The sequence below is a fragment of the Bradyrhizobium campsiandrae genome (genome assembly GCF_014529705.1).
In the GTDB taxonomy this organism is placed as follows: domain Bacteria; phylum Pseudomonadota; class Alphaproteobacteria; order Rhizobiales; family Xanthobacteraceae; genus Bradyrhizobium; species Bradyrhizobium campsiandrae.
Map to the genome: position 1 here is coordinate 1 of NZ_JAANIH010000098.1, position 22,880 is coordinate 22,880.

General features: G+C 64.0%; 18 protein-coding genes and 1 tRNA gene. 14 read left to right on the forward strand and 5 right to left on the reverse strand.

What is annotated here, in order from left to right; translation table 11 throughout:
- The 10 genes from G8O24_RS39650 to G8O24_RS39690 form a co-directional block, all read left to right on the forward strand.
- A partial coding sequence (locus G8O24_RS39650; RefSeq protein WP_188107927.1) for an MFS transporter occupies positions 1–986 on the forward strand: 986 nt, incomplete at its 5' end.
- A 238-nt stretch (positions 987–1,224) separates the two neighbouring features.
- A complete protein-coding gene (locus G8O24_RS39655; protein ID WP_188107928.1) occupies positions 1,225–2,112 on the forward strand; it encodes an outer membrane protein in 888 nt (295 codons plus the stop codon).
- 169 nt (positions 2,113–2,281) lie between these two features.
- Complete coding sequence (locus tag G8O24_RS39660) at positions 2,282–3,178, forward strand: outer membrane protein (RefSeq protein ID WP_188107929.1); 897 nt, start codon at positions 2,282–2,284, stop codon at positions 3,176–3,178.
- A gap of 100 nt (positions 3,179–3,278) precedes the next feature.
- On the forward strand, positions 3,279–3,743 hold the full coding sequence (locus tag G8O24_RS39665; RefSeq protein ID WP_188107930.1) for a GNAT family N-acetyltransferase: 465 nt from the start codon (positions 3,279–3,281) through the stop codon (positions 3,741–3,743).
- Between the two features lie 176 nt (positions 3,744–3,919).
- Positions 3,920–4,111: a hypothetical protein gene (locus G8O24_RS39670; RefSeq protein ID WP_244646296.1), complete on the forward strand. Its 192-nt coding sequence runs from the start codon at positions 3,920–3,922 to the stop codon at positions 4,109–4,111.
- Positions 4,112–4,190: 79 nt separating this feature from the next.
- Positions 4,191–5,363 (forward strand): phosphoserine transaminase, encoded by a 1,173-nt coding sequence (locus G8O24_RS39675; RefSeq protein WP_188107932.1) that lies wholly within the window; start codon positions 4,191–4,193, stop codon positions 5,361–5,363.
- Positions 5,364–5,568: 205 nt separating this feature from the next.
- Complete coding sequence (serA, locus tag G8O24_RS39680; protein WP_188107933.1) at positions 5,569–7,158, forward strand: phosphoglycerate dehydrogenase; 1,590 nt, start codon at positions 5,569–5,571, stop codon at positions 7,156–7,158.
- A 20-nt stretch (positions 7,159–7,178) separates the two neighbouring features.
- Positions 7,179–7,361 (forward strand): hypothetical protein, encoded by a 183-nt coding sequence (locus G8O24_RS44115; RefSeq protein WP_188149069.1) that lies wholly within the window; start codon positions 7,179–7,181, stop codon positions 7,359–7,361.
- Positions 7,362–7,460: 99 nt separating this feature from the next.
- Positions 7,461–8,633, forward strand: a complete 1,173-nt coding sequence (locus G8O24_RS39685) for a thiolase family protein (protein ID WP_188107934.1) — start codon at positions 7,461–7,463, stop codon at positions 8,631–8,633.
- 279 nt (positions 8,634–8,912) lie between these two features.
- Positions 8,913–10,442, forward strand: coding sequence for an FAD-dependent oxidoreductase (locus G8O24_RS39690; protein WP_188107941.1), 1,530 nt, complete (start codon positions 8,913–8,915; stop codon positions 10,440–10,442).
- Here G8O24_RS39690 and G8O24_RS39695 read toward each other — a convergent pair.
- Positions 10,439–13,882 carry a PAS domain S-box protein gene (locus G8O24_RS39695; protein ID WP_188107935.1) on the reverse strand — a complete coding sequence of 1,148 codons (3,444 nt, stop codon included), beginning with the start codon at positions 13,880–13,882 and terminating at the stop codon, positions 10,439–10,441. The genes G8O24_RS39690 and G8O24_RS39695 overlap by 4 nt on opposite strands.
- Before the next feature lie 289 nt (positions 13,883–14,171).
- Here G8O24_RS39695 and G8O24_RS39700 point away from each other — a divergent pair, with 289 nt between their 5' ends.
- The 3 genes from G8O24_RS39700 to G8O24_RS39710 all read left to right on the forward strand — a co-directional run bounded on the left by G8O24_RS39700 (position 14,172) and on the right by G8O24_RS39710 (position 15,559).
- The gene (locus G8O24_RS39700) at positions 14,172–14,561 is read left to right on the forward strand and encodes a phasin family protein (RefSeq protein WP_188107936.1); all 390 of its coding nucleotides are present in this window, start codon (positions 14,172–14,174) and stop codon (positions 14,559–14,561) included.
- Positions 14,562–14,851: 290 nt separating this feature from the next.
- On the forward strand, positions 14,852–15,283 hold the full coding sequence (locus tag G8O24_RS39705) for a phasin (protein WP_188107937.1): 432 nt from the start codon (positions 14,852–14,854) through the stop codon (positions 15,281–15,283).
- A gap of 199 nt (positions 15,284–15,482) precedes the next feature.
- A tRNA-His gene (locus tag G8O24_RS39710) sits at positions 15,483–15,559 on the forward strand.
- 72 nt (positions 15,560–15,631) lie between these two features.
- On the opposite strand, the gene G8O24_RS39715 is transcribed toward G8O24_RS39710, so the two are convergent.
- Positions 15,632–19,450: a hypothetical protein gene (locus G8O24_RS39715; RefSeq protein ID WP_188107938.1), complete on the reverse strand. Its 3,819-nt coding sequence runs from the start codon at positions 19,448–19,450 to the stop codon at positions 15,632–15,634.
- A 245-nt stretch (positions 19,451–19,695) separates the two neighbouring features.
- Entirely contained in the window at positions 19,696–20,628 is a 933-nt protein-coding gene (locus G8O24_RS39720; RefSeq protein ID WP_244646298.1) for a class I SAM-dependent methyltransferase, read from the reverse strand.
- Between the two features lie 359 nt (positions 20,629–20,987).
- Between G8O24_RS39720 and G8O24_RS39725 the strand changes: the two genes are divergently transcribed.
- The gene (locus G8O24_RS39725; RefSeq protein ID WP_188107940.1) at positions 20,988–21,788 is read left to right on the forward strand and encodes a hypothetical protein; all 801 of its coding nucleotides are present in this window, start codon (positions 20,988–20,990) and stop codon (positions 21,786–21,788) included.
- Positions 21,789–21,842: 54 nt separating this feature from the next.
- Here the strand turns inward: G8O24_RS39725 and G8O24_RS39730 are convergent, their stop codons facing one another.
- The gene (locus tag G8O24_RS39730) at positions 21,843–22,223 is read right to left on the reverse strand and encodes a helix-turn-helix domain-containing protein (protein ID WP_188107942.1); all 381 of its coding nucleotides are present in this window, start codon (positions 22,221–22,223) and stop codon (positions 21,843–21,845) included.
- A gap of 156 nt (positions 22,224–22,379) precedes the next feature.
- A complete protein-coding gene (locus G8O24_RS39735) occupies positions 22,380–22,610 on the reverse strand; it encodes a hypothetical protein (protein WP_244646300.1) in 231 nt (76 codons plus the stop codon).
- Positions 22,611–22,880: the final 270 nt, after the last annotated feature.

Sequence of the window (22,880 nt, forward strand, 5' to 3'; positions counted from 1 at the left end):
TCGGCCACTACACCGACAAGAAGGCGCAGCCGTACTCGCTGTCGATCGGCATGGCCTCGACCTTCTTCGGCCTGCTTCTGCTCAGCATCGCTCACCAATATCTCGTCATCCTGATTGCCGCGGCCTTGATCGGTCTCGGCTCGGCGGTGTTTCACCCGGAATCGGCGCGCATCGCACGGCTCGCCTCCGGCGGCCGCTACGGCTTTGCGCAATCGGTGTTCCAGCTCGGCGGCAGCTTCGGCACCTCGATGGGCCCGGTGCTGGCCGCGCTGATCGTGGTGCCGTTCGGGCAGGGCTCTATCGCCTGGTTCTCCTCGATCGCGTTCCTCGCGATTGTCATCCTCTGGCGCATCGGCGGCTGGTATCAGCCGCAGATCAAGGCGAAGAAGGCCGCGGCGGTCCAGGCCCATCCCGACGCGCCGAGTTCGCGCCGCGTCGTCGTCGCACTGCTCGTGCTGGTGGCGCTCTTGTTCTCCAAGCAGCTCTATGTCTCCAGCCTGTCGAGCTATTACATCTTCTACCTGATCGACCGCTTCGGCGTGTCGACGCAAACAGCGCAGATCTATCTCTTCATCTTCCTGGCGGCGAATGCGGTCGGCGCGTTCTTCGGCGGTCCGTTGGGGGATCGCTTCGGCCGCAAGATCGTGATCTGGATCTCGATCCTCGGCGCGCTGCCGTTCACGCTGGCGCTGCCCTTTGCCGGGCTCTATGCCAGCGCGGTACTGTCGGTGATCATCGGCCTCATCATCTCCTCGACGACGTCCTCGATCATCGTGTTCGCGCAGGAGCTGGTGCCGCACAGATTCGGCATGATCTCCGGCGTGTTCTTCGGCGTCGCCTTCGGCATCGGCGGGCTCGGCGCCGCGGTGCTCGGCAAGCTCGCCGATCACACCTCGATCGAATTCGTCTATCAGGTTTGCGCCTATCTGCCGGCGATCGGCCTGCTGGCCGTGTTCCTGCCCAAGCTGCCGCGGCACGCGCGTTAACAAAGCGTTCTTCGCCGCAGGGCGGCTTCATACATCGTTAGCAATTGCGGCGAAGGCGCCGCTTTTGGCGCGGCATTTTCGCAACGCCCGCGCCGCATTCACGTGTGCGCTCAGAAAAAATCAACCTTAAAAATTAGGGTTAAGTGGCGCTTAAACATTTGCTGCCATCGTCCCGGTCGTGAGTTTCCAGAACGTGAGGCGTCCGTATTTAGCCTCACCGGCCATAAGGACGAAGCCAATGCGTAGCGTTAAGTCTCTCCTTGCCGCGGGTGCGGCAACCCTGATCTCGTCGATGGCGTTCGCCGCCGACATGCCGATCGCGGCGCCGCCCCCGATGTACGCGCCGCCCGCCCCGCCCGCGGATTTCGGCGGCTGGTATCTGCGCGGCGATATCGGCTTCAGCAATCAGAGCGTGAAGAGCGTTCGCAGCGCCAACGACGCGCTCTACACCGGCCTGACGTCGTACAACCAACAGACCGGGTTCGACACGGGCGGCATCTTCGGTGCCGGCGTCGGTTACCGGGTCAATAGCTGGTTCCGTGCCGACGTGACCGGCCAGTATCGCGGCAAGTCGAATTTCAAGGGCACCGACAACACCGCTTTCCCCTGGGCCGGAGCCACGGCGAGCGGGATCGATAATTACAGCGCGAGCAAGTCGGAGCTCCTGTTCCTGGCAAACGCCTATGTCGACCTCGGCACCTGGTGGTGCGTCACGCCGTTTATCGGTGCTGGTATCGGCACGGCGCGCGTCACCGTTTCGAACTTTACCGATAACGGCCTGACCAACAAGAATTTCGGACCGGCACCGACGAACACGCCGTATGTCGGCGGTCCGCCCGTCGCGAGCTCCTACTCCGCGTCGAGCGCCTCACAATGGAACTTCGCGTGGGCTGCCCATGCCGGTCTTGCCTACAAGGTCAATCCAAACCTCACCCTCGAGCTCGCATATAGCTACGTCAATCTGGGCGATGGGGTCACCGGTCGGGCCGTCGCATTCGACGGCTCCGGTGGTGGCAATCCGTTCAAGTTCAAGGAAATCACCTCGCACGACCTCACTCTCGGCGTGCGCTGGAATCTCGACAGCCCGCCGGTCTACGCGCCGCCGCCGCTCGTCACCAAGGGCTGATCGGAAAGCCTGATCGCTTAACTTCTCTTAACGGCGCGGGATCATCCCGCGCCGTTTTGCTTTGCGTATTTTTCATGGACCGCGGCGACCAAAGCCCCTGGCGCAACCATTGGTTAAGGTTAACGAGCCATGATCACGCTCGAAAGTTCGAGTTGGATGGAGCGTTGCAATGCGTAGGCTTTGGTTGGTGGCGGCGGTGTTCGGATCTGTGTCCGCCGCACACGCGGCCGACATGCCGGATCTGCCCGTCCTGCGCGGCGGCTTCACCGACGGTCTGTCCAAGACGGCTCATCGCTGGGACGGCGCCTATGTCGGCGGCAGCGCGGGCTACGTCTCCGATGCGACCGATTTCAGCCAGAGCGTGGTCGGGCTGACCAATTTCATCTTCCGTGACAGCGTGCTGCAGCAGCCGACTGCGAGCTGGTCGCTCATGAACAAGACCAACACGCAGAGCACGAGCTTCAGCGCCTTCGTCGGCCGCAATTGGCAATGGTACGATGCCATTCTCGGTCTCGAGGGCACCTACAGCTACTTCAACAATCTGTCGACGAGCACGACGGGCTCCAACTCGCTCACGATCGTCAATCCGCCCGGCGATTCGCATGCCGCCAACGTCACCGACAACTACGATGTGACATTGACCGGCACGGCCGCGGCGAAAGTCAAGGACATGATCACCCTCCGCGGCCGCGTGGGTTGGGACGGCGGTGACTTCATGCCATATGCGTTCGCAGGCGCGGCCGTCGGCCGAATGGATGTGTCCCGCTCGGTGGTCAGCACGGTGGATTTGCGTCAGGACGTGACGAACTCGATCGTCGTCGGCGGCGTCACGGTCACGAGCACCACATTCGGAGCGGCGCAACCGGTTCCGGCGCAGTCGCAGTCGCAGATTCAGCGCCGGACCAACGCCTTCGCGGTGGGCTGGACCGCAGGTCTCGGCGTCGAATATTGCATCTGGGACGGTCTGTTCGCGCGCGTCGAATACGAATATGTGAAATTCTCGCCCGTGATGAACACCAGCGTAACGCTCAATAGCGCGCATGTCGGGCTCGGCTACAAGTTCTGACCCAGCTTCGCTGCGGCGCGGTTGACAGCTTCGTCGTGGCCTGATGCTCTGCCGAGGCCTGTCTCGGTTTTCCGCTCGCGCTGTGTCCGGAGTGTTCGTCGTGAATGATAAGTCCGTTTCCATCCGCCCGGCACGCCGCGAGGACGTGGCGGCGATGATCGCGATGCTCGCCGATGACCATCTCGGCCGCGCCCGCGAGCGGCTGGAGGATCCACTGCCTGCGGTCTATTACGAAGCGTTCGAACGGGTCGAGCACAATCCCAATCTCCAACTCGTGGTCGCCGAGAGCGAGGGCAGGGTGGTTGGCTGCCTGCAACTTGCCCTTCTGCCCGGTATCAGCTCGCAAGGCGGAATTCGCGGCCTGCTCGAGGATGTCCGCGTTGCATCCGATTGCCGCAGCCGCGGTATCGGCGAAAAGCTGGTGCAATGGGCGGTCACGGAAGCGAAGGCGCGCGGCTGCATTCTGGTCGAGTTGCTGACGCATTCGAGCAGAACGGACGCACAGCGCTTCTACAAGCGGCTCGGATTCTCGGCGAGCCATGTCGGCATGACTGTCCGCTTTTGACGCAGCTCATCGCAAGCGTTGCGCAAGCTGCGAAATCGGATCGCGCGTTCGTTCATCTTAACAGCTGATAAACTACCCCTTGGTCGTTCACGTTGATCGGGGAACGAACGGTGCTACGTCAGCGTCCAGACACCGGGCTCGGTCGGTTCGGGGATTTTTCGATGACAAGCTATTCCATGATCAAGGTCGGCAACGATTACGTCGTGCAGGCCAACGACAAATGCATTTTGAAAGTCGGCAGCCGCCGCCGTGCCGCGCAATTGATCAGCGATGCCACGGACTTGCTGAACGCGCTCGCCGTGGTCGAATCCCCCGAAATCGCGCCGGAATCGCCTTCAATCGCGCGTGAGGTACCTGAACTTCCTTGACTGTCCTTCCCGATTCCCGTATCAGCCGCGGCGGGACACCTCCCCCCAACGGGAGGCTTACTATCTGGAAGGGTAGATCATGACTGTAGCGAAGCCCGCTTCGCGGCCGACCGTGCCGCATTTCTCCTCCGGCCCCTGCGCCAAGCGCCCCGGCTGGAACGCCCAAAATCTCAAGGACGCAGCGCTCGGCCGTTCGCATCGCGCGAAGGTCGGCAAGGCCAAGCTCAAGCTCGCGATCGATCTGACGCGCGAAGTGCTCGAAGTGCCCGCCGATTATCGCATCGGCATCGTGCCGGCGTCCGATACCGGCGCGGTCGAGATGGCGCTGTGGTCGCTGCTCGGTGCGCGGCCCGTCACCACGCTCGCCTGGGAATCCTTCGGCGAGGGCTGGGTCAGCGACATCGTCAAGGAATTGAAGCTCAAGGACGTCACCAAGCTCAGCGCTGGATACGGTGAGATCCCTGATCTCTCCAAGGTCGATCCGAACAGCGACGTCATCTTCACCTGGAACGGCACCACCTCAGGCGTGCGCGTTCCGAACGCCGACTGGATCAGCGCAACCCGCGAAGGTCTCACGATCTGCGACGCGACGTCTGCCGCCTTCGCGCAGCCGCTCGATTTTGCCAAGCTCGATGTCGTCACCTTCTCCTGGCAGAAGGCGCTCGGCGGCGAGGCCGCGCACGGCATGCTGATCCTGTCGCCGCGCGCGGTGGAGCGGCTCGAGACCTACAAGCCGGCCTGGCCGCTGCCGAAGATCTTCCGCATGACCAAGGGCGGCAAGATCAACGAAGGCATCTTCGTCGGCGAGACCATCAACACGCCGTCGATGCTCTGCGTCGAGGATTATCTCGATGCGCTGAACTGGGCCAAGTCGATCGGCGGCCTCAAGGCGCTGATCGCGCGCGCCGATGCCAACACCAAGGTGCTGGCCGACTGGAAGGCGAAGACGCCCTGGATCGACTTCCTGGCGAAGGACGCTTCGATCCGCTCCAACACCTCGGTGTGCCTGAAGTTCACCGATCCCGCCATCACTTCGCTCTCGGACGATGCGCAGGCGGAGTTCTCCAAGAAGCTGGTCGCCCTCGTCGAGAAGGAGGGCGCCGGCTACGACTTCGCGTATTATCGCGATGCGCCGGCGGGCCTGCGCATCTGGTGCGGCGCCACCGTCGAGGCCAGGGATGTCGAGCTGCTGACGCAGTGGATCGACTGGGCTTTCGCCGAGACCAAGGCCACGCTCGCCAAGGCGGCTTAGTTTTTCTCAGCCTTTCCCCGTTCTTACGGGGAGAGGCCGGATTGCGCAGCAATCCGGGTGAGGGGCTCTCTCCATTCGCGCCTTCGCCCGTGGCTGCCCCTCACCCCAACCCTCTCCCCGTAAGAACGGGGAGAGGGAAGTGCTCCGAGACAGTCACCCATTCCGGTCTAAGGCCCTTCCTTTAGGGAAGGCAGAGGACACATCCATGACCAAGCCCAAAGTGCTCATTTCCGACGCGCTCTCGCCCGCTGCCGTGCAGATCTTCAAAGACCGCGGCGTCGAGGTCGACTTCCAGCCCAATCTCGGCAAGGACAAGGACAAGCTCGCCGAGATCATCGGCAATTACGATGGCCTCGCGATCCGCTCCGCGACCAAGGCGACCGCCAAGATCCTGGAGAAGGCGACCAGGCTCAAGGTGATCGGCCGCGCCGGCATCGGCGTCGACAATGTCGAGATCCCCGCGGCGACCGCCAAGGGCATCATCGTGATGAACACGCCGTTCGGCAATTCGATCACCACCGCTGAGCATGCGATTACGCTGATGCTGGCGCTGGCCCGCGAGATCCCGCAGGCCGACGCCTCGACCCAGGCCGGCAAGTGGGAGAAGAACCGCTTCATGGGCGTCGAGATCACCGGCAAGGTGCTCGGCGTCGTCGGCTGCGGCAACATCGGCTCGATCGTCGCCGATCGCGCGCTCGGCCTGCGCATGAAGGTGATCGCGTTCGATCCGTTCCTGTCGCCGGAGCGCGCCAAGGACATCGGCGTCGAGAAGGTGGAGCTCGATGATCTCCTCAAGCGCGCCGACTTCATCACGCTGCACACGCCGCTGACGGAGAAGACGAAGAACATCATCGACGCCGCCGCGATCGCCAAGATGAAGAAGGGGGTGCGCCTGATCAACTGCGCTCGCGGCGGCCTCGTCGACGAGCAGGCCGTGGTCGATGCGCTCAATGCCAAGCACATCGCGGGCGCCGCCTTCGACGTGTTCGTCGAGGAGCCCGCGACATCAAACGTGCTGTTCGGCCACCCCAACGTGATCTGCACGCCGCATCTCGGCGCCTCCACCACGGAAGCGCAGGAGAACGTCGCGCTGCAGGTCGCCGAGCAGATGTCGGACTACCTGATCTCCGGTGCGATCTCGAACGCCATCAATTTCCCGTCCATCACCGCGGAAGAAGCGCCGAAGCTCAAGCCCTTCATCGTGCTCGCCGAGAAGCTCGGCTCGTTCGCCGGCCAGCTCACCGAGAGCGGCATCTCGAAGGTCACGATCACTTACGAGGGCCATGTCGCCGAAATGAAGATCAAGGCGCTGACGTCCGCCGTGCTGTCGGGCCTGCTGCGACCGATGCTCGGCGAGGTCAACGTGGTGTCCGCGCCGGTCGTTGCCAAGGAGCGCGGGATGGTGGTCGACGAAGTGACCCGCGCCGCCCAGAGCGACTATGAGAGCCTGATCACCGTCACGGTGGCGACGGAGAGCCAGGAGCGCTCGGTCTCCGGCACCGTCTACCATGACGGCAAGCCGCGCCTCGTCGACGTCAAGGGCATCCGCGTCGACGCCGAGTTCGGCAAGTCGATGATCTACATCACCAACGAGGACAAGCCGGGCTTCATCGGCCAGTTCGCGAGCCTCCTGGGTGATGCCAAGATCAACATCGCGACCTTCCATCTCGGCCGCGTCGCCCCCGGCAGCGATGCCATCGCCCTCGTCGAGGTCGACGGCGCCGTACCCGCCGACCTGCTCGTCAAGGTGCAGGCCCTGCCGCAGGTCAAGCAGGCCAAGGCGCTGACGTTCTAAGCAACGGTCTCTCCTTCGTCATGGCCGGGCTTGACCCGGCCATCCACGTCTTGCCCAGCGCGCAGAAAGACGTGGATGCCCGGGTCGAGCCCGGGCATGACGAGCAGATAGAGCGGCGTCTGCGCCGCGGAATGACGGTCATCATATATTCCGACCTGCGGAACAACGCCGCCCTTTTTCGCGAGGGGCGGCGTTTTTGTTGATGCAGCGCCGCGCTTTATTTCTCCCGCGCTCCCCAAACTTTGTGTACCAATGGCATCCAGAACGCCTCCATGCCAATCGTTCGATCAGGGAGAAAACAAATGCGTGAAGCCGTCATCGTTTCCTACGCGCGCACGGGCCTCGCCAAATCCGGCCGCGGCGGGTTCAACATCACGCCGCCGATGTCGCTCGCGGCCCACGCCATCAAGCACGCGGTCGATCGCGCCGGCGTCGAAAGCGATTATGTCGAGGACTGCTATCTCGGCAATTGCGCCCATGGCGCGCCGAATATCGGCCGCCAGGCTGCGCTGCTCGCCGGCCTGCCGAAGTCGACCGGCGGCGTCTCGGTGAACCGCTTCTGCTCCTCAGGGCTGCAGACCATCGCGATGGCCGCCAATTCGATCCGCTCCGACGGCGCCGACTGCATCGTCGCCGGCGGCGTCGAGAGCATCTCGATCCCGGGCGGCGGCTCGCCGAAGGAATGGGTCGATCCGGAATTGCTCAAGACCGCGCCTGACATCTTCATGGCGATGATCGACACCGCCGACATCGTCGCCGAGCGCTACCAGCTCAGCCGCGAATATCAGGACGAATATTCGCTGGAGTCGCAGCGCCGCATGGCCGCCGCGCAGCAGGCGGGCAAGTTCAAGGACGAGATCGTCCCGATGAAGACGAAGATGAAGGTCGTCGACAAGGCCACCAAGGCCGAGAGCATCGTCGACTACGTGGTCGATCGCGACGAGTGCAATCGCCCCGAGACCACGCTGGAAGGCCTTGCCAAGCTCGAGCCGGTGAAGGGCCCGGGCAAATACGTCACCGCCGGCAATGCCAGCCAGCTCTCCGACGGTGCTGCCGCCGTGGTGCTGATGGAAGCCAAGGATGCCGAGAGGCGCGGCCTCAAGCCGCTCGGCCGCTTCGTCGCCTGGGCCGCTGCGGGCTGCGAGCCCGACGAGATGGGCATCGGCCCGGTCTTCGCCGTGCCGAAGCTCTTGAAGCGGCATGGCCTCAAGATCGACGACATCGATCTCTGGGAGCTCAACGAAGCCTTCGCCAGCCAGTGCCTCTATTCGCGCGACAAGCTCGGCATCGACCCCGAGAAATACAACGTCAATGGCGGCTCGATCGCGATCGGCCATCCCTTCGGCATGACCGGCGCCCGCCTGACCGGCCATCTGCTGCAGGAAGGTGCCCGCCGCAAGGCCAAGTGGGGCGTCGTCACCATGTGCATCGGCGGCGGCCAGGGCGGCGCCGGCCTGTTCGAGATCTACAGCTGATCTGACGCTCGGGAATTGCGAAAGGCACGGTGCCATCAGCGCCGTGCCTTTTTTTCGTTGCGCATGCAACGCCACGAAACTATAGAGACCCCGTCGGAAAAGGCAGATTTGGTCTGGTCAGCCCAAATCCTTCTGGTAACGGAAGCTCTGGTCTTTGGCCTTGTGCACGAGATCCCCACGACGAACAGCGGGCGCCATCAGGGCGCTCAACCGTTCGTCCGTGTGGTCCTCGAAAGCATCGGGAACGCTCCGGTCGAACATCGACCACAGGAGCGTCTCATGCAAACCCGATTCCCTGATATCCATGACGTCATCATTGCCGGTGCCGGCCCCGTCGGCCTGTTTCTCGCCTGCGAGCTGCGGCTCGCCGGCCTTTCGGTGCTGGTGCTGGAGCAGGCGCAAGACCCGCATTCGCCGCTGAAGCAGCTCCCGTTCGGGCTGCGTGGCCTGTCGATCCCGACGACTGAGGCCTTTCACCGGCGCGGCCTGCTGGAGGAGATCGTGGCGGCGCAGCGAGCGAAGTCGGGCGCGATCGAGAGCGCTGCACATTGGATGCGGCAGGCGCGACGGCCGGCCGGTCACTTCGCCGGACTCCAGTTCTTTCAGGACGATGTCGATGCCGCGAAATGGTCCTGGCGGCTGCCGACGCCGGCCGATGCCGGCGTCGCCGTCGATATGGAATCGCTCGAAACCGTTCTGGCCGCGCGCGCGTCCGGCATGGGCGCCGACATCCGGCGCGGTTTCGGCGTCACGGCCGTTGCCCCTTCCGACCACGATGTGACCGTCCAGGCGGCCGGCGAGACCTTTCGCGGACGTTGGCTGGTCGGTTGCGACGGCGGCCGCAGCACCGTGCGCAAGTCCTGCGGCTTCGACTTTACGGGCACGGACCCCGAGTTCACCGGCTATTCCATCGAGGTCGAGCTCGCCGATGCGGAGAAACTCAGTCCTGGCCGCAATTCCACGGCCGCGGGCATGTACACCTACGCGCCACCAGGCACGATCGCGCTGGTCGATTTCGACGGCGGCGCTTTTCATCGCACCGCGCCGATCACACTGGATCATGTGCAAGAGGTGTTGCGCCGCGTCTCCTGCACCGATGTGACCATCATCGCGCTTCGTCTCGCGTCCACCTGGACCGACCGCGCGCGTCAGGCATCCACATATCGCAAGGGCCGCGTGCTGCTCGCGGGCGATGCCGCCCACACCCATTCGCCGCTGGGCGGCCAGGGCCTCAATCTCGGGCTTGGCGATGCGATGAATCTCGGCTGGAAGCTGGCAGCGACGATCCGCAGGTCAGCGCCGTGCGATCTCCTCGACAGCTATTCGCGCGAGCGGCATCCCGTCGGCGCGCAAATCCTCGACTGGTCGCGCGCGCAGGTCGCGATCATGCGGCCGGCGCCGAGCGCCCGCGCGCTCCAGGCCATCATCCGCGATCTCATCGCGACGCGCGACGGCGCGAGCTATTTCGCCGAACGCGTCCGCGGCGTTTCGCTGCGCTACGACCTTGGCGGCAGTCATCCGCTGGTCGGCCGCAGCGTTCCCGATTTCGCACTTCCTGACGGCGCGACAGTCGGCGAACATCTCAGGACGGCGAAAGGCCTCCTGCTGGATTTCGACGTGCGTCCATCGCTTCAAGCGCTCGCGAGCCGCTGGGATGATCGGATCGCTTATGTTGCCGGCGAGCCGAGGGATCGGCTGGGACTGAGCACGGTGCTGGTGCGGCCCGATGGCTTTGTGGCGTGGGCCAGCGACGGCGCGCCCAATCATGACGAAGCCGTTGAAGCCCTGTCGCGCTGGTTCGGCGCCTAAGCCCGTGCCGTCACCGGCGCGAACACCACCTCGATCAGCGTGCCCGAATGGCCTGCGCTCTTGATGTTGAACCGGGCGCGGTTGGCTTCGACCAGGGCCTTGGTCAGCGACAGGCTCAGCGCCGAGCTGTCCGCGGCATCGCCGGGCGGCGGCGTGCGGAACGGCTCCATCGCGGCGGCGACCTCGTTTTCGCTGAGGCCATGGCCGGTGTCGCGGATGCGCAGGACGATCTCGCCGCGATCGGACAGCGCGGTCGAGACGATGACCTGGCCGCCGGCGCCCGCGAGCCTGATCGAGTTGGAGATCAGGTTCATCGTGACCTGGCGCAGCGCGCGCGTATCCGCCGTCACCTGCGGCAGCGCGTGTCCGAGCGAGGTGCGGATGATGATGCGCTCGCGGTTGGCCTGCGGCTGCATCACGGTAACGCAGGCTTCGACCAGGTCATTGAGGTTGAGATTGGCGAAGTGGAGATCGAGCTTGCCGGTCTCGATCCGCGACAGCTCCAGGAGATCGTCGATGATGGTGATGACGCGCTCGCCGGAGGCGCGGATGTCCTTCATGTATTCGCCGTAACGCTCGTTGCCGAGCGAACCAAATCGTTCGGAGATCATCACCTCGGCAAAGCCGATGATGGCGTTGAGCGGCGTGCGGATCTCGTGGCTGATCCGCGCCAGCATGTCGGCCTTGGCATTCGCGGCGCCGTCGACGAGGCGGCGCGCCTGCGTCAGCTCGCTCTCGCCCTTCTTCGCGTGCGAGAGGTCGCGGAACACGGCGAAGAAGTTCGGGCCGTCGGGCCGCGTGCGGCCCATGATCATGGCAAGCGGCAGCACGCCGCCCTTCTTCTCGCGGCCCAGCACCTCGCGGCCGTGGTCGAGCAGGCTCGCGATGTCCTGGCTCTTCAAGCTTTCGAGATAGTCGACGACGATCTGCTGGCTCTCGGGCGCGAACAGCGTCAGCAGGTTCTGCTGCAGCAGCGCCTCGCCGTCATAGCCGAACAGCGCCTCCGCGCTGCGGTTGCAGGCGTGGATGTTGCCTTCGGCATCGAACATCACGATGCCCTCGGCGGTGGTGTCGAGGATGGCGGCGAGGTCTTCGGCGTCGGCTTCGCCGACTTCTGGCTCGGACCCGTAGGGGAAGGATTCGAGGGCAACAGTCTCGGTGGCAACGGACGGCGCGACGATCACGGGCGCGGCGTGCGGCAGCGCGCAGATCAGCGCGAGCGCGCTTTCGCCGTTCCAGTCGATCGTATGCAGATGAGCCTCGGTCGTCGCCAGCCTCTGTTCGCCGTTGGCGATGGTCGCGCTGATCGTCACCGGCGTGCCTGCTTGCGAGGTGCTGCTGGCGGCGGAGACACCAGGCTCGACATAGAGCGCGTCCAGCCCGCCGGCCTCTTCCAGCGCGTTGAGGCTCGCATAGCCCATGCGCGCGAGGAAGGCGGGGTTGGCGTAGAGCAGGCGATCGAGCCGGTAGATCAGGACGCCCGATGGCACGAGGTCGAGCAGCGTGCGGTCGCGCGCGCCGTCGCCGCGCGCGGGCGGCACCGGCTCGGTCAGCCATTGCGCCGCTGCCGGCGCCGCTTCGGGCTCGGACTTGGACTCGGACTCGGACCCGGGCTCCGGCGCCTCGGGCGTGATCTCCGCGGCCGGCGGCTCGGCCGCAACGGACGCGATCTGTTCGCGCTCGCGTTCGAGCCGTTCGGACAATTGCCGGGCCAGCTCGTTGAATGCGCTGTTCTCCACCGGCGTCAGCGTCGGCGATCTCTGGTCACTTTGCGACCTGAGATCACCAGGTGATCTGAGATCACCGGGTGCACGGAACGGCACGACATTCGGAGGCGTTTCCACGGGCGTTTCCGGATCGGTTGGGTGTGAATTCGCGTCGGTGAAAAATGCGGGCGGTTCGGGCTCGGTCGTAACAGGCGGCTCTAGCGGCTGCGGCTCGTGCGGCGGCGGCGCCTCGGCCTTGAGCTCTTCCTCGGGCCTGGCCTCCGCTTCAGGATCCGGCTCGACCATTTCGGCCGACAGGCCCTGCGTTGCGCGCGGCTCGGCGAACAGCTCGAAGCGGCGGAGCGCCTCGAGCCGGTTGAGGCTGTCGAGATCGCGGCAGACGCCAAAGCCCTTGAAGCCGGCAAAGTTGCGCGCACGGTCGTAGACCGGCAGGCCCGCAAGCTCGACCGGCAGATGTTCGCCGCCGTCGGCCGGCCAGTTCACGGTGATGCCGGCCCAGGTGTCGTGGCTCGCCAGCGCCTGCGCGACGCGGCCCTCGGGGTCGAGCGCAAACTGCTCGGCGATCTCGCGCCAGGGCCGGCCGAAGCCGGCCGCGGTGTGCGCGCCCATCAGGCGGATGAACTCGTCCGAGCCGAGCACGAAGCGCCCCTCCGCATCCATCTGCCACAGGAAGCGGAGCGGATGCTGGCGCGGTGTCTCCGCAGGTGCGGGCGGCTCGACCATGGGGCTGGTGATCGGCGCGGCTTGCGGCGGCACGATGGCCGCGGGCGGGTTTTCGACAGCTGTTTCGGGCGCCGCGACCGGCTCGATCGGCTCGGCGACCAAATCGTCGACCGGCGCGATATCCGCCGCCTCGTCCGCGCTCGGCTCCGGCGCGGCCGCGATCATCTCGTCCGGCTCGGCAAAGGCGTCGAACAGGTCGATCCCGGCGGCGGGCTCATGCGATGACGGCGTTTCGGCAGCAACCTGCGGCGCGGGCTCGGTCGACGTTTCGGGCGCCGCGGCCGGCACGGCTTCCGTCGCAGCCGCCGTCGGGCGCTCGGCCGCCGGTGCGGCTTGCGCGCCGGCCGGCTCGATCAGCGCGACGAGGCCGACATCGGCGCCGATGCCGACCCGCTGCAGCACCATGTTGCCGATGCCGATCGGCAGCTCGACGCGGCCATTCGCCAGGGCACCCTTGCGCGCCTGTTCGAGGCCGGCTTCGCCCAGATCGCGAAAGCCGAGCAGGGGACGCGCGGCTTCGCTGGCTCCGGCGAACATTCCATCCGGCGCGAATGCCGCCATCGGCGTGGTCGCGCCGTCGACCAGGCGATGCAGCCGCTCGATCAGCGGCATGCTGCGCGCGAAAGCATCCATCGCCGTCACCAGCACGCCTTCGCCGCCATCGGCAAATACGAGCCGCGCGCAGGCGCAGGTCATCAGCGTGCCGAGCCGCGCGCCGAAGCCGCGCAGCCGCTCCAGCCGGACCGGGCCGTTGGCGGACAGCCGCCGGCCGAGCTGCGCGACCTGGCGGCGATGGGGATCGGCGGGTCCGAATGTCTTTTGCGCCAGCGCCGCCGCGTTGGCCGCGCCAAAGAATTTTGCGCCGACCGCGTTGGCCCACAACACGCGTGTGCCGTCGAGCGACCAGAGCCACGCCGGCAGGGGTGAGGTGGCATGCACGGACAGCCTGGGATCGCCGACGCCTCGCAACTGGAAATCCGAACTCGTCATCCGACCGGCTTTAAGTCCCGCGTGTCAGGTTGATGTTTAAAGCTGCCGGGAATGACAGCCTTAAGAAAGAGTTAGTATTGCCCGCGGGCGCGGGCAGGTCCACGGCTCCGCGATCCCAAGGGCGGCCCAAAGCCGCGATAACCTTAATATGGCCGAACCCGCAAGCCGCATGGTCGTGGCATCCGCAGGATTTCGCGAGGGAGGCGGGGCGTCATACCGGCAATAGCATTGCCGGCTAGTCTCAGCGGGGCGGAGCGAAAGCAGGACGCGCAAGGACAGAGGAGTCGCCATGACCGACCAGGCCCAAAACCACGGCCATTTCGAGCTTCCGCCGGAGATGCGAAACCTGGCGGAATCGAGCTTCAGGCAGGCCCGCGGCGCCTTCGAAAAGCTGCTCGCCAATGCCGAGGCCGCCGCCGGCTCGATGGAGGAACGCAGCGCCAGCGTGCGCGCCGGCGCCAGGGACATCGGCGCCCGGGCGATCGCCTTCGCCGAGAGCAATGTGCAGGCCTCGCTGGATTACGCCCAGTCGCTGGTCCATGCCCGGGACCTCACCGAGGTGATGCGGCTGCACGCCGACTACGTCCAGGCCCAGATGAAGGCTTTGGCCGACCAGGCCGGCGAAATCGGCCAGGCCGTCAGCCGCGCCGCGATGGAGGCGACCAGGGCGAGGCATTAGGCCGCCTTGTCGCCGCGCCGACGCAGCGTTCCCTGCCCGGCAACCCCCGGTTCCGCAGCTCAGGAGCCTCACCCTCAGGATTAAATTATCGCAACGCATCCCCGCTTCGCATTGCGCTGCACAATGTTGACATGTTAGGCACAGATAGTGCTGGGCGCTGGACGAGCCATCTCGTTTGTTCTGCGTTTCCAGTCTTTCGTACCCGCCATCGCGTAACAAGAAATGGCCCCGGTTGGCCGGCGGGCGCGCCAGAAGGCTCACTCCTTTTTTCATTAGCGTGAGGGACATCAATGACAGGTGCGACTGATCCGTTTTCTGCCTCGATCATTCCGTTCGAGGTCCCCGAGCAGGTGCGTGCGTTCGCCGAAAAGGGCGTGTCGCAGGCCCGTGAGAACTACGCCAAGTTCAAGGACGCCGCCGAGACCCACAACGGCACCATCGAGGCCGTGTTCGCGTCCGCCCAGAAGGGCGCGAACGAGTACACCGCCAAGCTGATGGAATTCGCCAAGGCCAACGCCACGGCCCATCTGGATTTCACTCAGGAGCTGCTCGGCGTGAAGTCGCCGACCGACGCCTTCCAGCTCTGGACCGGCCATGCCAAGACCCAGCTCGAGACCTTCCAGGCCCAGGCCAAGGAACTGTTCGAGATCGCCCAGCGGTCCGCCAGCGCCACCGCCGAGCCGATCAAGGCCTCCGCCTCGAAGTTCTACCCCGCCGCCTGAGCAAAACGGCGGATCGAGCAAATCAAGAACCCGGGCCCCAAGGCCCGGGTTTTTCTTGGAAATAACGGTGCCCAAGGCGGGAATTATCGGCTTTTGCGGCCTTGCCAAAAACGCCCGTTGCACCTAGTTTCCGCCCCGTCCAGCCCCCTTCGGCAGCAGGCCTTTTCAGGCAGCCCCCAAAGGCGCGGCTCGCAAGGATGCAGTTGTAGCTCAGTTGGTTAGAGCGCCTGTCTGTGGAACAGGAGGTCGGTGGTTCGAGCCCACCCAACTGTACCAGCGACATCCACGACACATCCTGCGTTCGGACAGGCATCCGGCCGCCGCCCGGGTGCGGTATTTACGAGCTTGTCACGTCAACAAATCGAAGGTGTGGTGCAGGTTCGGATCGCTCACGACTTGGCCGATCGTTTCAGCAGCGTAGCTGTGCGCCTCGGGAGTTGACGCCGAGCCGCTCGCATTGGCGGGCGCCGGTGGCAGGTTTGACTGGCTGGCAACCGGCAGGAAAAGCTGCGACATGGCGGTCGCGCTCTGGGCGGTCGCATTGACCCAGGAGACGACAAACCCTCCATTCGAAAGCGCGGCGACGCCCAGCTTGTCGGTGAGCCCGGCATCGGCGCTGACGGTGATCACCGAACCGATCGTGTGCCCGGTAGAGTCGAGCACCTGAGCGTCTATGACCGGCGTTCCGTTGTCGTACTCGTGCCAGGCCAGGACGAAGTCACCGTTCTTCAGCAAAGCGATCTGCGGATTGGTCTCGTTGGGGAGAGCTGCAGTGGGATTGACCGTCACCTTGCTGATCGTTGCGAGGCTGGAGCCGTTGATCAGCTCGAACGCGACGCGGCCTGCATAGTCCACCGCCATCGCAACGTTGCCGTCTCCCGTCGCAACCATCGAGATGCTATTGCCGGCCATGACGCTGGGATCGAGTTCTCGCGTCTGCAGGACATGCCCGCTGTGATCAACCAGGCTGAGCCATTCGGCCGAAGAATTTCCGTTCTGGCCTTCCCAATTGATCACGAAATTGTCTGCACCGGTCAGTTCCTGAACCAGATGCGTGGGGTATGACACACTCGGGTTGTACGACCAGCCGGAGGGGGCGGCGATCGTGAGTGTCGTATCCGAAATCCCACCAGAGCCGTGCAGGAAGTTGTTCTCGCTGGTCAGCTCGAGCTTCAGAGCTGTCGTGCCGTTGGCCACGTCGTAATGGGCGATCGCGATCGTATCGGTGCCTGCGGTGATGCTCGCATCCGAGAAAACGTGGTTCGCCTGTCCGGTGACCAGGACGCCGCTGGTGTTGCCACTGGGGCCCGAAATCACCAGGCTGATCATCGGCGTGGCGCCAGCCGTAAAGGTCTGTGCGGTCGCCAGATTGCCTTGAACTGTCCCTGCGACGACATCACCCGAGTGCAGGTCTGCGCCGGGATTCGTCACGAAAGCGCCATTGCTGGTGTAGATGGCGGCCGGCAGGACATTGGGTCCACCCTGGGCGTCAGTCGTTGCCGACCAGATCACGCCATAGTCGCCCTGATACGACCCCGTGTTGAAGCCAACAACTGCAATGTCCGGAGTTGGGGTCGGATAAGCGGTGAGACCAGTGAGAGAAATCTCGCTTCCGGTTCGTTGGAAGATTTGGGGCGCTGTACCCTGGTCGGTGATGTCGACCTCCACCCAGCCAGCGCTGTCCCAGGAGCCGTTATAGGCTTCGAGCCAGATCTTGTCGGTGCCGGACGTGGCTGAACCCGTATAGACGAGCCCGCTCAGGCTGGAGAGCGTGACGGCCTGGTCGGTCGCAACAGCCGCGCCATTGTTGGTGAGCGTGCCCTTGGCAGGTGTGCCGTGCGCCGCATCGCCAAACCAGACCTTGTATTGCGTGATGCCGCTGCCCGTCACCGAATAGAGATTCGAGAACGCGACGGCCTGATTGGAGGCGACGCTCTGGCTGTGCGGCGTGATGACAGGAGCTGCGATACCGGCGCCCTGGTCGGCGAGATCGACCTCCACCCAGCCGGCGCTGTCCCAGGAGCCGTTATAGGCTTCGAGCCAGATCTTGTCCGTGCCGGAAGCGGCCGAACCCGTATAGACGAGCCCGCTCAGGCTGGAGAGCGTGATTGTCTGGTCGGTTGCAACAGCAATACCGTTGTTGGTCAGAGTCCCCAGCGCAGGCAAGCCGTGCGCCGCATCGCCAAACCAGACCTTGTATTGCGTGATGCCGCTGCCTGTCACCGAATAGAGATTCGAGAACGGAACGGATTGACTATAGGCCACGGTCTGGCTGTGCGGCGTGATGACGGGAGCAGCGATGCTGGCGCCCTGGTCGGCGAGATCGACCTCCACCCAGCCTGCGCTGTCCCAGGAGCCGTTATAGGCTTCGAGCCAGATCTTGTCCGTGCCGGAAGCGGCCGAACCCGTATAGACGAGCCCGCTCAGGCTGGAGAGCGTGACCGCCTGGTCGGTTGCAACAGCAATACCGTTGTTGGTCAGAGTCCCCAGCGCAGGAGAGCCGTGCGCCGCGTCGCCAAACCAAACCTTGTATTGCGTGATGCCGCTGCCCGTCACCGAATAGAGGTTCGAGAACGGAACGGCCTGACTATAAGCCACGCTCTGGCTGTGCGGCGTGATCACAGGAGCGGCGATGCTGGCGCCCTGGTCGGCGAGATCGACCTCCACCCAGCCGGCGCTGTCCCAGGAGCCGTTATAGGCTTCGAGCCAGATCTTGTCCGTGCCCGCCGCGGCCGAACCCGTATAGACGAGCCCGCTGAGGCTGGAGAGCGTGACGGCCTGGTCGGTCGCAACAGCCGTGCCGTTGTTGGTAAGCGTGCCCTTGGCGGGCAGGCCGTGCGCGGCATCGCCAAACCAGACCTTGTACTGCGTGATGCCGCTGCCCGTCACCGTATAGAGGTTCGAGAACGGAACGGCCTGATTGTAGGCCACGCTCTGGCTGTGCGGTGTGATCACAGGAGCCGCGATGCTGGCGCCCTGGTCGGCGATATCGACCTCCACCCAACCGGCACTGTCCCAGGAGCCGTTATAGGCTTCGAGCCAGATCTTGTCCGTGCCGGAAGCGGCCGAACCCGTATAGACCAGCCCGCTCAGGCTGGAGAGCGTGACGGCCTGGTCGGTCGCAACAGCCGTGCCGTTGTTGGTGAGCGTGCCCTTGGCGGGCAGGCCGTGTGCGGCATCGCCAAACCAGACCTTGTACTGCGTGATGCCGCTGCCGGTCACCGAATAGAGATTCGAGAACGGGACGGCCTGATTGTAGGCGACGCTCTGGCTGTGCGGCGTGATCACAGGGGCGGCGATGCTGGCGCCCTGGTCGGCGAGATCGACCTCCACCCAGCCGGCGCTGTCCCAGGAGCCGTTATAGGCCTCGAGCCAGATCTTGTCCGTGCCGGCCGCAGCCGACCCTGTATAGACCAGCCCGCTCAGGCTGGTGAGTGTGACCGGCTGGTCGGTCGCAACAGCCGTGCCGTTGTTGGTCAGAGTCCCCAGCGCAGGAGCACCGTGTGCGGCGTCGCCAAACCAGACCTTGTATTGCGTGATGCCGCTGCCCGTCACCGAATAGAGACTAGAGAATGCGACGGCCTGATTGTACGTCACGCTCTGGCTGTGCGGCGTGATGACCGGAGCGGCGTTGGATGATCCATAGGGTGTTTCAGTCGTCGAACCCGTTCCCGCCATTGCGTTGAGAGCGGCCTGGGGGGTCGAAGCGATTGCATACTTGACGCCCGACAGGTTGTTCGCGATCAGGGCAAGCCAGTTCTGGGAAGATACGTTGTTCGGAATGTAATAGGCGGTGAGGGTATACGCGCCGGAATAACTCTCGACGAAGGAGTAATAGGGATCGTCAGTGCCGTAGCCTTGAGCGATTTCCAGATCGAGATCGACGGTCTGACCGTTGAGAAGAACCGCCGGGCCGCCGCCCACGTTTCCAGCGATATAGATCCATCGGTCATTGTCGATTGTTCCGGCGGCGCCAACGCTGCTCGGGACGTAGTAAATGTCCACATCGCTAAGGCTGTTGACGTATCCGACCGTCGGGGTCGAACCCAGCTGATAGACTTGTCCGACCGTCGCTAGCGACCATTCATAGTCGAGAGAGGAGTACGGATGCTGCGCGTTGCTGAGGGTTGCTCCCGGAGAGACGAGATCAGTGCCGGACGTATCCATGATACCGTAAACTCTTCAAAATTTTTCGGAGATCTTGCAGGGGAGTAAGAGGGCGTCAATTGCTGGAGTTGGCGGTGGTAAACGCGACGACCGCTCGAAGTTGCGCCCAAGCCGAAGGTGGCCTCCGTGGCAGGCAAGTCGGGCCGCGGGAATTCCTCATCAGCTTGGCTCCGTGATCGCATACAAGGTTTCATTCGAAACCACGCCATGCGTTTGTTCCTGACGTTCAAGATGTGGCGAGCTCATCACGCACTGATCTCGATGAGATGAGTTAGGCCGGTCGCATCGCGCGCGATCGATAGATCGGCCGGGTCAAAACCGGCGTCCGTGACGATGTCCCGAATGTCCGCTTCGGAGCGATGGATCAGCTTCCAGTCCGCGATGGCTTCCATCCAGACCCGAAACGGGTTTCCGGTCGCGATGTTGGTGAAGGCGACCGATCCGCCGGCCCTGAGCACGCGCTGCCGGAGTTCTTTGAGGATGAGCACGATCGTCCGGTCGTCGAGATAGTCGAACAGTCCGCCGCAGACGACGATGTCGAACGGGCCCTCGTCTTGAGCGCGTCGTATCGAGCGCCTGACGTCACCACAGACGATGTGCACGTCGCAGTAGCGCCTCAACCGCTCCTCGGCCAGCGCAAGTGCCTGTTTGTCGATGTCCACGAGGACGACGGTCGATCCCGTGAACCGGTGGGGAGCGATCTGGAAATCCGCCGCTCCTCCGCAACCGATGGACAGAATGCGTCCGGGCGTCGTTGCGCACATTTTGAGATACTGCCAGAGGATCTTGTTCCGGTGCTGCTGCGCGATCGCCGTGTTCAGCGCATACCATTCGATCCAGTCGGCTCCACGGTTCGTCGTTGGCGGGCGAGAGCCGGCGGCCAGCAGCTCGACCGTCTCGAAATCGCCCGGATAGCCCCGTGGCCACTCCCGGAGCCGGCGGACAAAGTTCGACTGGGAGTGGAGGTTGATCGCCGGGGCCAACAGCTTCTGGGTATGAGGGGCACTCCACTCGGTCGGCGGAAGCGTGGCCAATTCGCTGCAGAGCGCGTGCATTTGGGCGACCGTGCCGTGCATCGCCGCAGCGGGGTCGGATGGCATGAGCTCGAAATAGCGGCAGAACTCCGCCACTTTCCGGTCAAGGCGCCCGGTGTCCGTCCTGCCCAGGGTTTCGTCCATGTCCTCGCTCTCCCGATCCGGAAGAGGAATGACAGAGGTTGGAGCCTCCCTCATGACCCAACTGGGTCATGCCGGCGGTTACGAAGGGTTGCCTGATGCGGGCCAATACTCGCACCGTTGCCTCGGCTCCTGCTTGTCCCAGCATCACGCTCGCCAAACGGTGAGGCGACTGCCCTTGATCCGGCGACGTCAGATCAGCGCCTGGAGCGCGTGACAATGTCAGATCGTGTCCACATCCTTCTCAACTTGTGATAAGGAAGGGCGCTGGCCCTCTGGTCGAAATCGCGAGTGCCGCGCAAAGACAGGACGGTCGGTCGATTCTTCTTTCTGCCACGGCAATTCCAAAGAGGAGTCTCTGGATGCACCGGAAGAGTGGAACGCTGCTTCGGCTCGGCTGCGTCGTCCTGTTCGGCGCGTTGGCCTTGCTGGCCTCGCCGGCGATGGCCGCGGAAGATCCGCCATGCCCGCCGGTCCCTAACCTGGAAAATCATTCCGTCACCGTCGATACGAAGACGGCCGTGGATGCGATCGGCAAGCTGCTCGGCCGGCTCGGGATCGACATCAATGTGCGGGATACCCGGGACAATGTGCTGAAGAACAACCCGCGAGCCGATCAGGTCGTGATCGTGCTCACGATGGCGAACATCTACTGCAAGATGATCTGGTCGGACACGGCGTTGAAGGGCGAAGACAAGGCGTCCCACTTCAGAACCATGATGCAGGAGCTGCTGACGCCGGCCGCGGGTCCGACGCCCGTTGCGCGAACCGGTGCGACCGGATGGATCAGGAGCGTGACCAGGCTGGCTTCCAACGATACGTTTGCAGTCGCTGATACGGAAACGCCGGCACTGCCGAAGCCGCAGACCGGATTTCTGCGCGATCCGCCTTTTCTGATCAACGACTACAACAAATACTTCGTGATCGTCGGCTCTGCCGCTACGCGCGAGGAAGGACTGCGTCTCATGAACAGCCTCAAGTCCAAGGCACCCCAATATGATTTCGCGTTGTATGAGCCCTACGGCGACAATCCGAATTTTGGAATCATGATGGCCAGTTGGGTGCCTCTCGACGTCGCCCAAAAGGCCCTCGGCATCGCGCGACGAACGGTCGCGAAAGACGCATTTCTCTGGGCCTGCCGTTCGACGGGCAGCAGTTGTTGATTGCGGTGCTCAAGCGCGAGTTGGGGGCTGCGGCGGTGGTGCGCACGTCCAAGACTACGCCTGAGCCTTGGCCAGTTGATACGGCGAGGTGAGTAGCGCGATGGGGATGTGCCATTGCGCGCTGATCGTGCGGATCATGTCGAGCGTCAACGGGCGGACGCGATTGAGGATCTCGGACGTGCGATTCCGTCCAATGAGCTCGCTCAGGCCAGCGTGGGTTTTTCCCATCGACTGGATCGCGAACTCCAGCACCTGCACCGGATCGGCATTCGGAATTTGGAAGTGCGTGTCTTCGTACGCCCGGATGAGCGTTGCGAGCACCTCGAACCTGTCGCTCGCGGGCGTGCCGATTGCGGGCTGAGCCTCGAAATAACGGCTCACCTCGCCAACCGCCCAGTTGTAGTCATCCTCGTCATGGAGAGGCCGGACATCCATCGCCACACGGTCCCCGCGTCGATCAAGGCAGCGGCTCGCAAGGATGCTGTTGTAGCTCAGTTGGAGAGCGCCCGTCTGTGATACAGGAGGTCGGTGGTTCGAGCCCACCCAACTGTAACAGCGTTACCCAGTTCGACCGCTGCCGCTGGCGATAGATCAAACCGCACGCCAGTGATCCGGCGTTTTCTTATCGTTCAGATGCCGAACCCGGGCGACGTGCGGTGAGTGACCATTTTTCCTTGTCCAATCGATCGCCTCCTTCTGCGTCTTGAACGTTCCCAACACATGATCAGCGTGGTCTTCAACCACGTAGTCGGTGATTGGACTTCCCTCCGGCCTTCCCTTCGGGCGCGCTTCCACAAATACAGTGGCCACCATCACCTCCATCACAAATATGCTTGCTTGGGTAGCTTAACTCATGTTGGAAACTTAAGGTAGCGAATTCCATTGGGCGTCCTTCGCTTTGAAAAATTCGAATTGGCCCAAACCGACGTTTGTCCGCCCGGGATATGGTGGCAGCGCGGGTTGGGGCGTAGGATGGGTTGAGCACTTGCGAAACCCATGCAGCGGAACGGAAGCTGTCGTTGCCGACGATCCTGCCACGGTTACGGAGAGCGACGAACGAGAAGTGATGGGTTTCGCAAGTGCTCAACCCAT

What these genes read in the sequence shown, in the direction of transcription:
- G8O24_RS39655 (WP_188107928.1), top strand. Translation starts at nt 1,225, where the DNA reads ATGCGTAGCGTTAAGTCTCTCCTTGCCGCGGGTGCGGCAACCCTGATC.
- G8O24_RS39660 (WP_188107929.1), top strand. Translation starts at nt 2,282, where the DNA reads ATGCGTAGGCTTTGGTTGGTGGCGGCGGTGTTCGGATCTGTGTCCGCC.
- G8O24_RS39670 (WP_244646296.1), top strand. Translation starts at nt 3,920, where the DNA reads ATGATCAAGGTCGGCAACGATTACGTCGTGCAGGCCAACGACAAATGC.
- G8O24_RS39675 (WP_188107932.1), top strand. Translation starts at nt 4,191, where the DNA reads ATGACTGTAGCGAAGCCCGCTTCGCGGCCGACCGTGCCGCATTTCTCC.
- serA (WP_188107933.1), top strand. Translation starts at nt 5,569, where the DNA reads ATGACCAAGCCCAAAGTGCTCATTTCCGACGCGCTCTCGCCCGCTGCC.
- G8O24_RS44115 (WP_188149069.1), top strand. Translation starts at nt 7,179, where the DNA reads ATGGCCGGGCTTGACCCGGCCATCCACGTCTTGCCCAGCGCGCAGAAA.
- G8O24_RS39685 (WP_188107934.1), top strand. Translation starts at nt 7,461, where the DNA reads ATGCGTGAAGCCGTCATCGTTTCCTACGCGCGCACGGGCCTCGCCAAA.
- G8O24_RS39690 (WP_188107941.1), top strand. Translation starts at nt 8,913, where the DNA reads ATGCAAACCCGATTCCCTGATATCCATGACGTCATCATTGCCGGTGCC.
- G8O24_RS39695 (WP_188107935.1), bottom strand. Translation starts at nt 13,882, where the DNA reads ATGACGAGTTCGGATTTCCAGTTGCGAGGCGTCGGCGATCCCAGGCTG.
- G8O24_RS39700 (WP_188107936.1), top strand. Translation starts at nt 14,172, where the DNA reads ATGACCGACCAGGCCCAAAACCACGGCCATTTCGAGCTTCCGCCGGAG.
- G8O24_RS39705 (WP_188107937.1), top strand. Translation starts at nt 14,852, where the DNA reads ATGACAGGTGCGACTGATCCGTTTTCTGCCTCGATCATTCCGTTCGAG.
- G8O24_RS39715 (WP_188107938.1), bottom strand. Translation starts at nt 19,450, where the DNA reads ATGGATACGTCCGGCACTGATCTCGTCTCTCCGGGAGCAACCCTCAGC.
- G8O24_RS39720 (WP_244646298.1), bottom strand. Translation starts at nt 20,628, where the DNA reads ATGGACGAAACCCTGGGCAGGACGGACACCGGGCGCCTTGACCGGAAA.
- G8O24_RS39725 (WP_188107940.1), top strand. Translation starts at nt 20,988, where the DNA reads ATGCACCGGAAGAGTGGAACGCTGCTTCGGCTCGGCTGCGTCGTCCTG.
- G8O24_RS39730 (WP_188107942.1), bottom strand. Translation starts at nt 22,223, where the DNA reads ATGGATGTCCGGCCTCTCCATGACGAGGATGACTACAACTGGGCGGTT.
- G8O24_RS39735 (WP_244646300.1), bottom strand. Translation starts at nt 22,610, where the DNA reads ATGGAGGTGATGGTGGCCACTGTATTTGTGGAAGCGCGCCCGAAGGGA.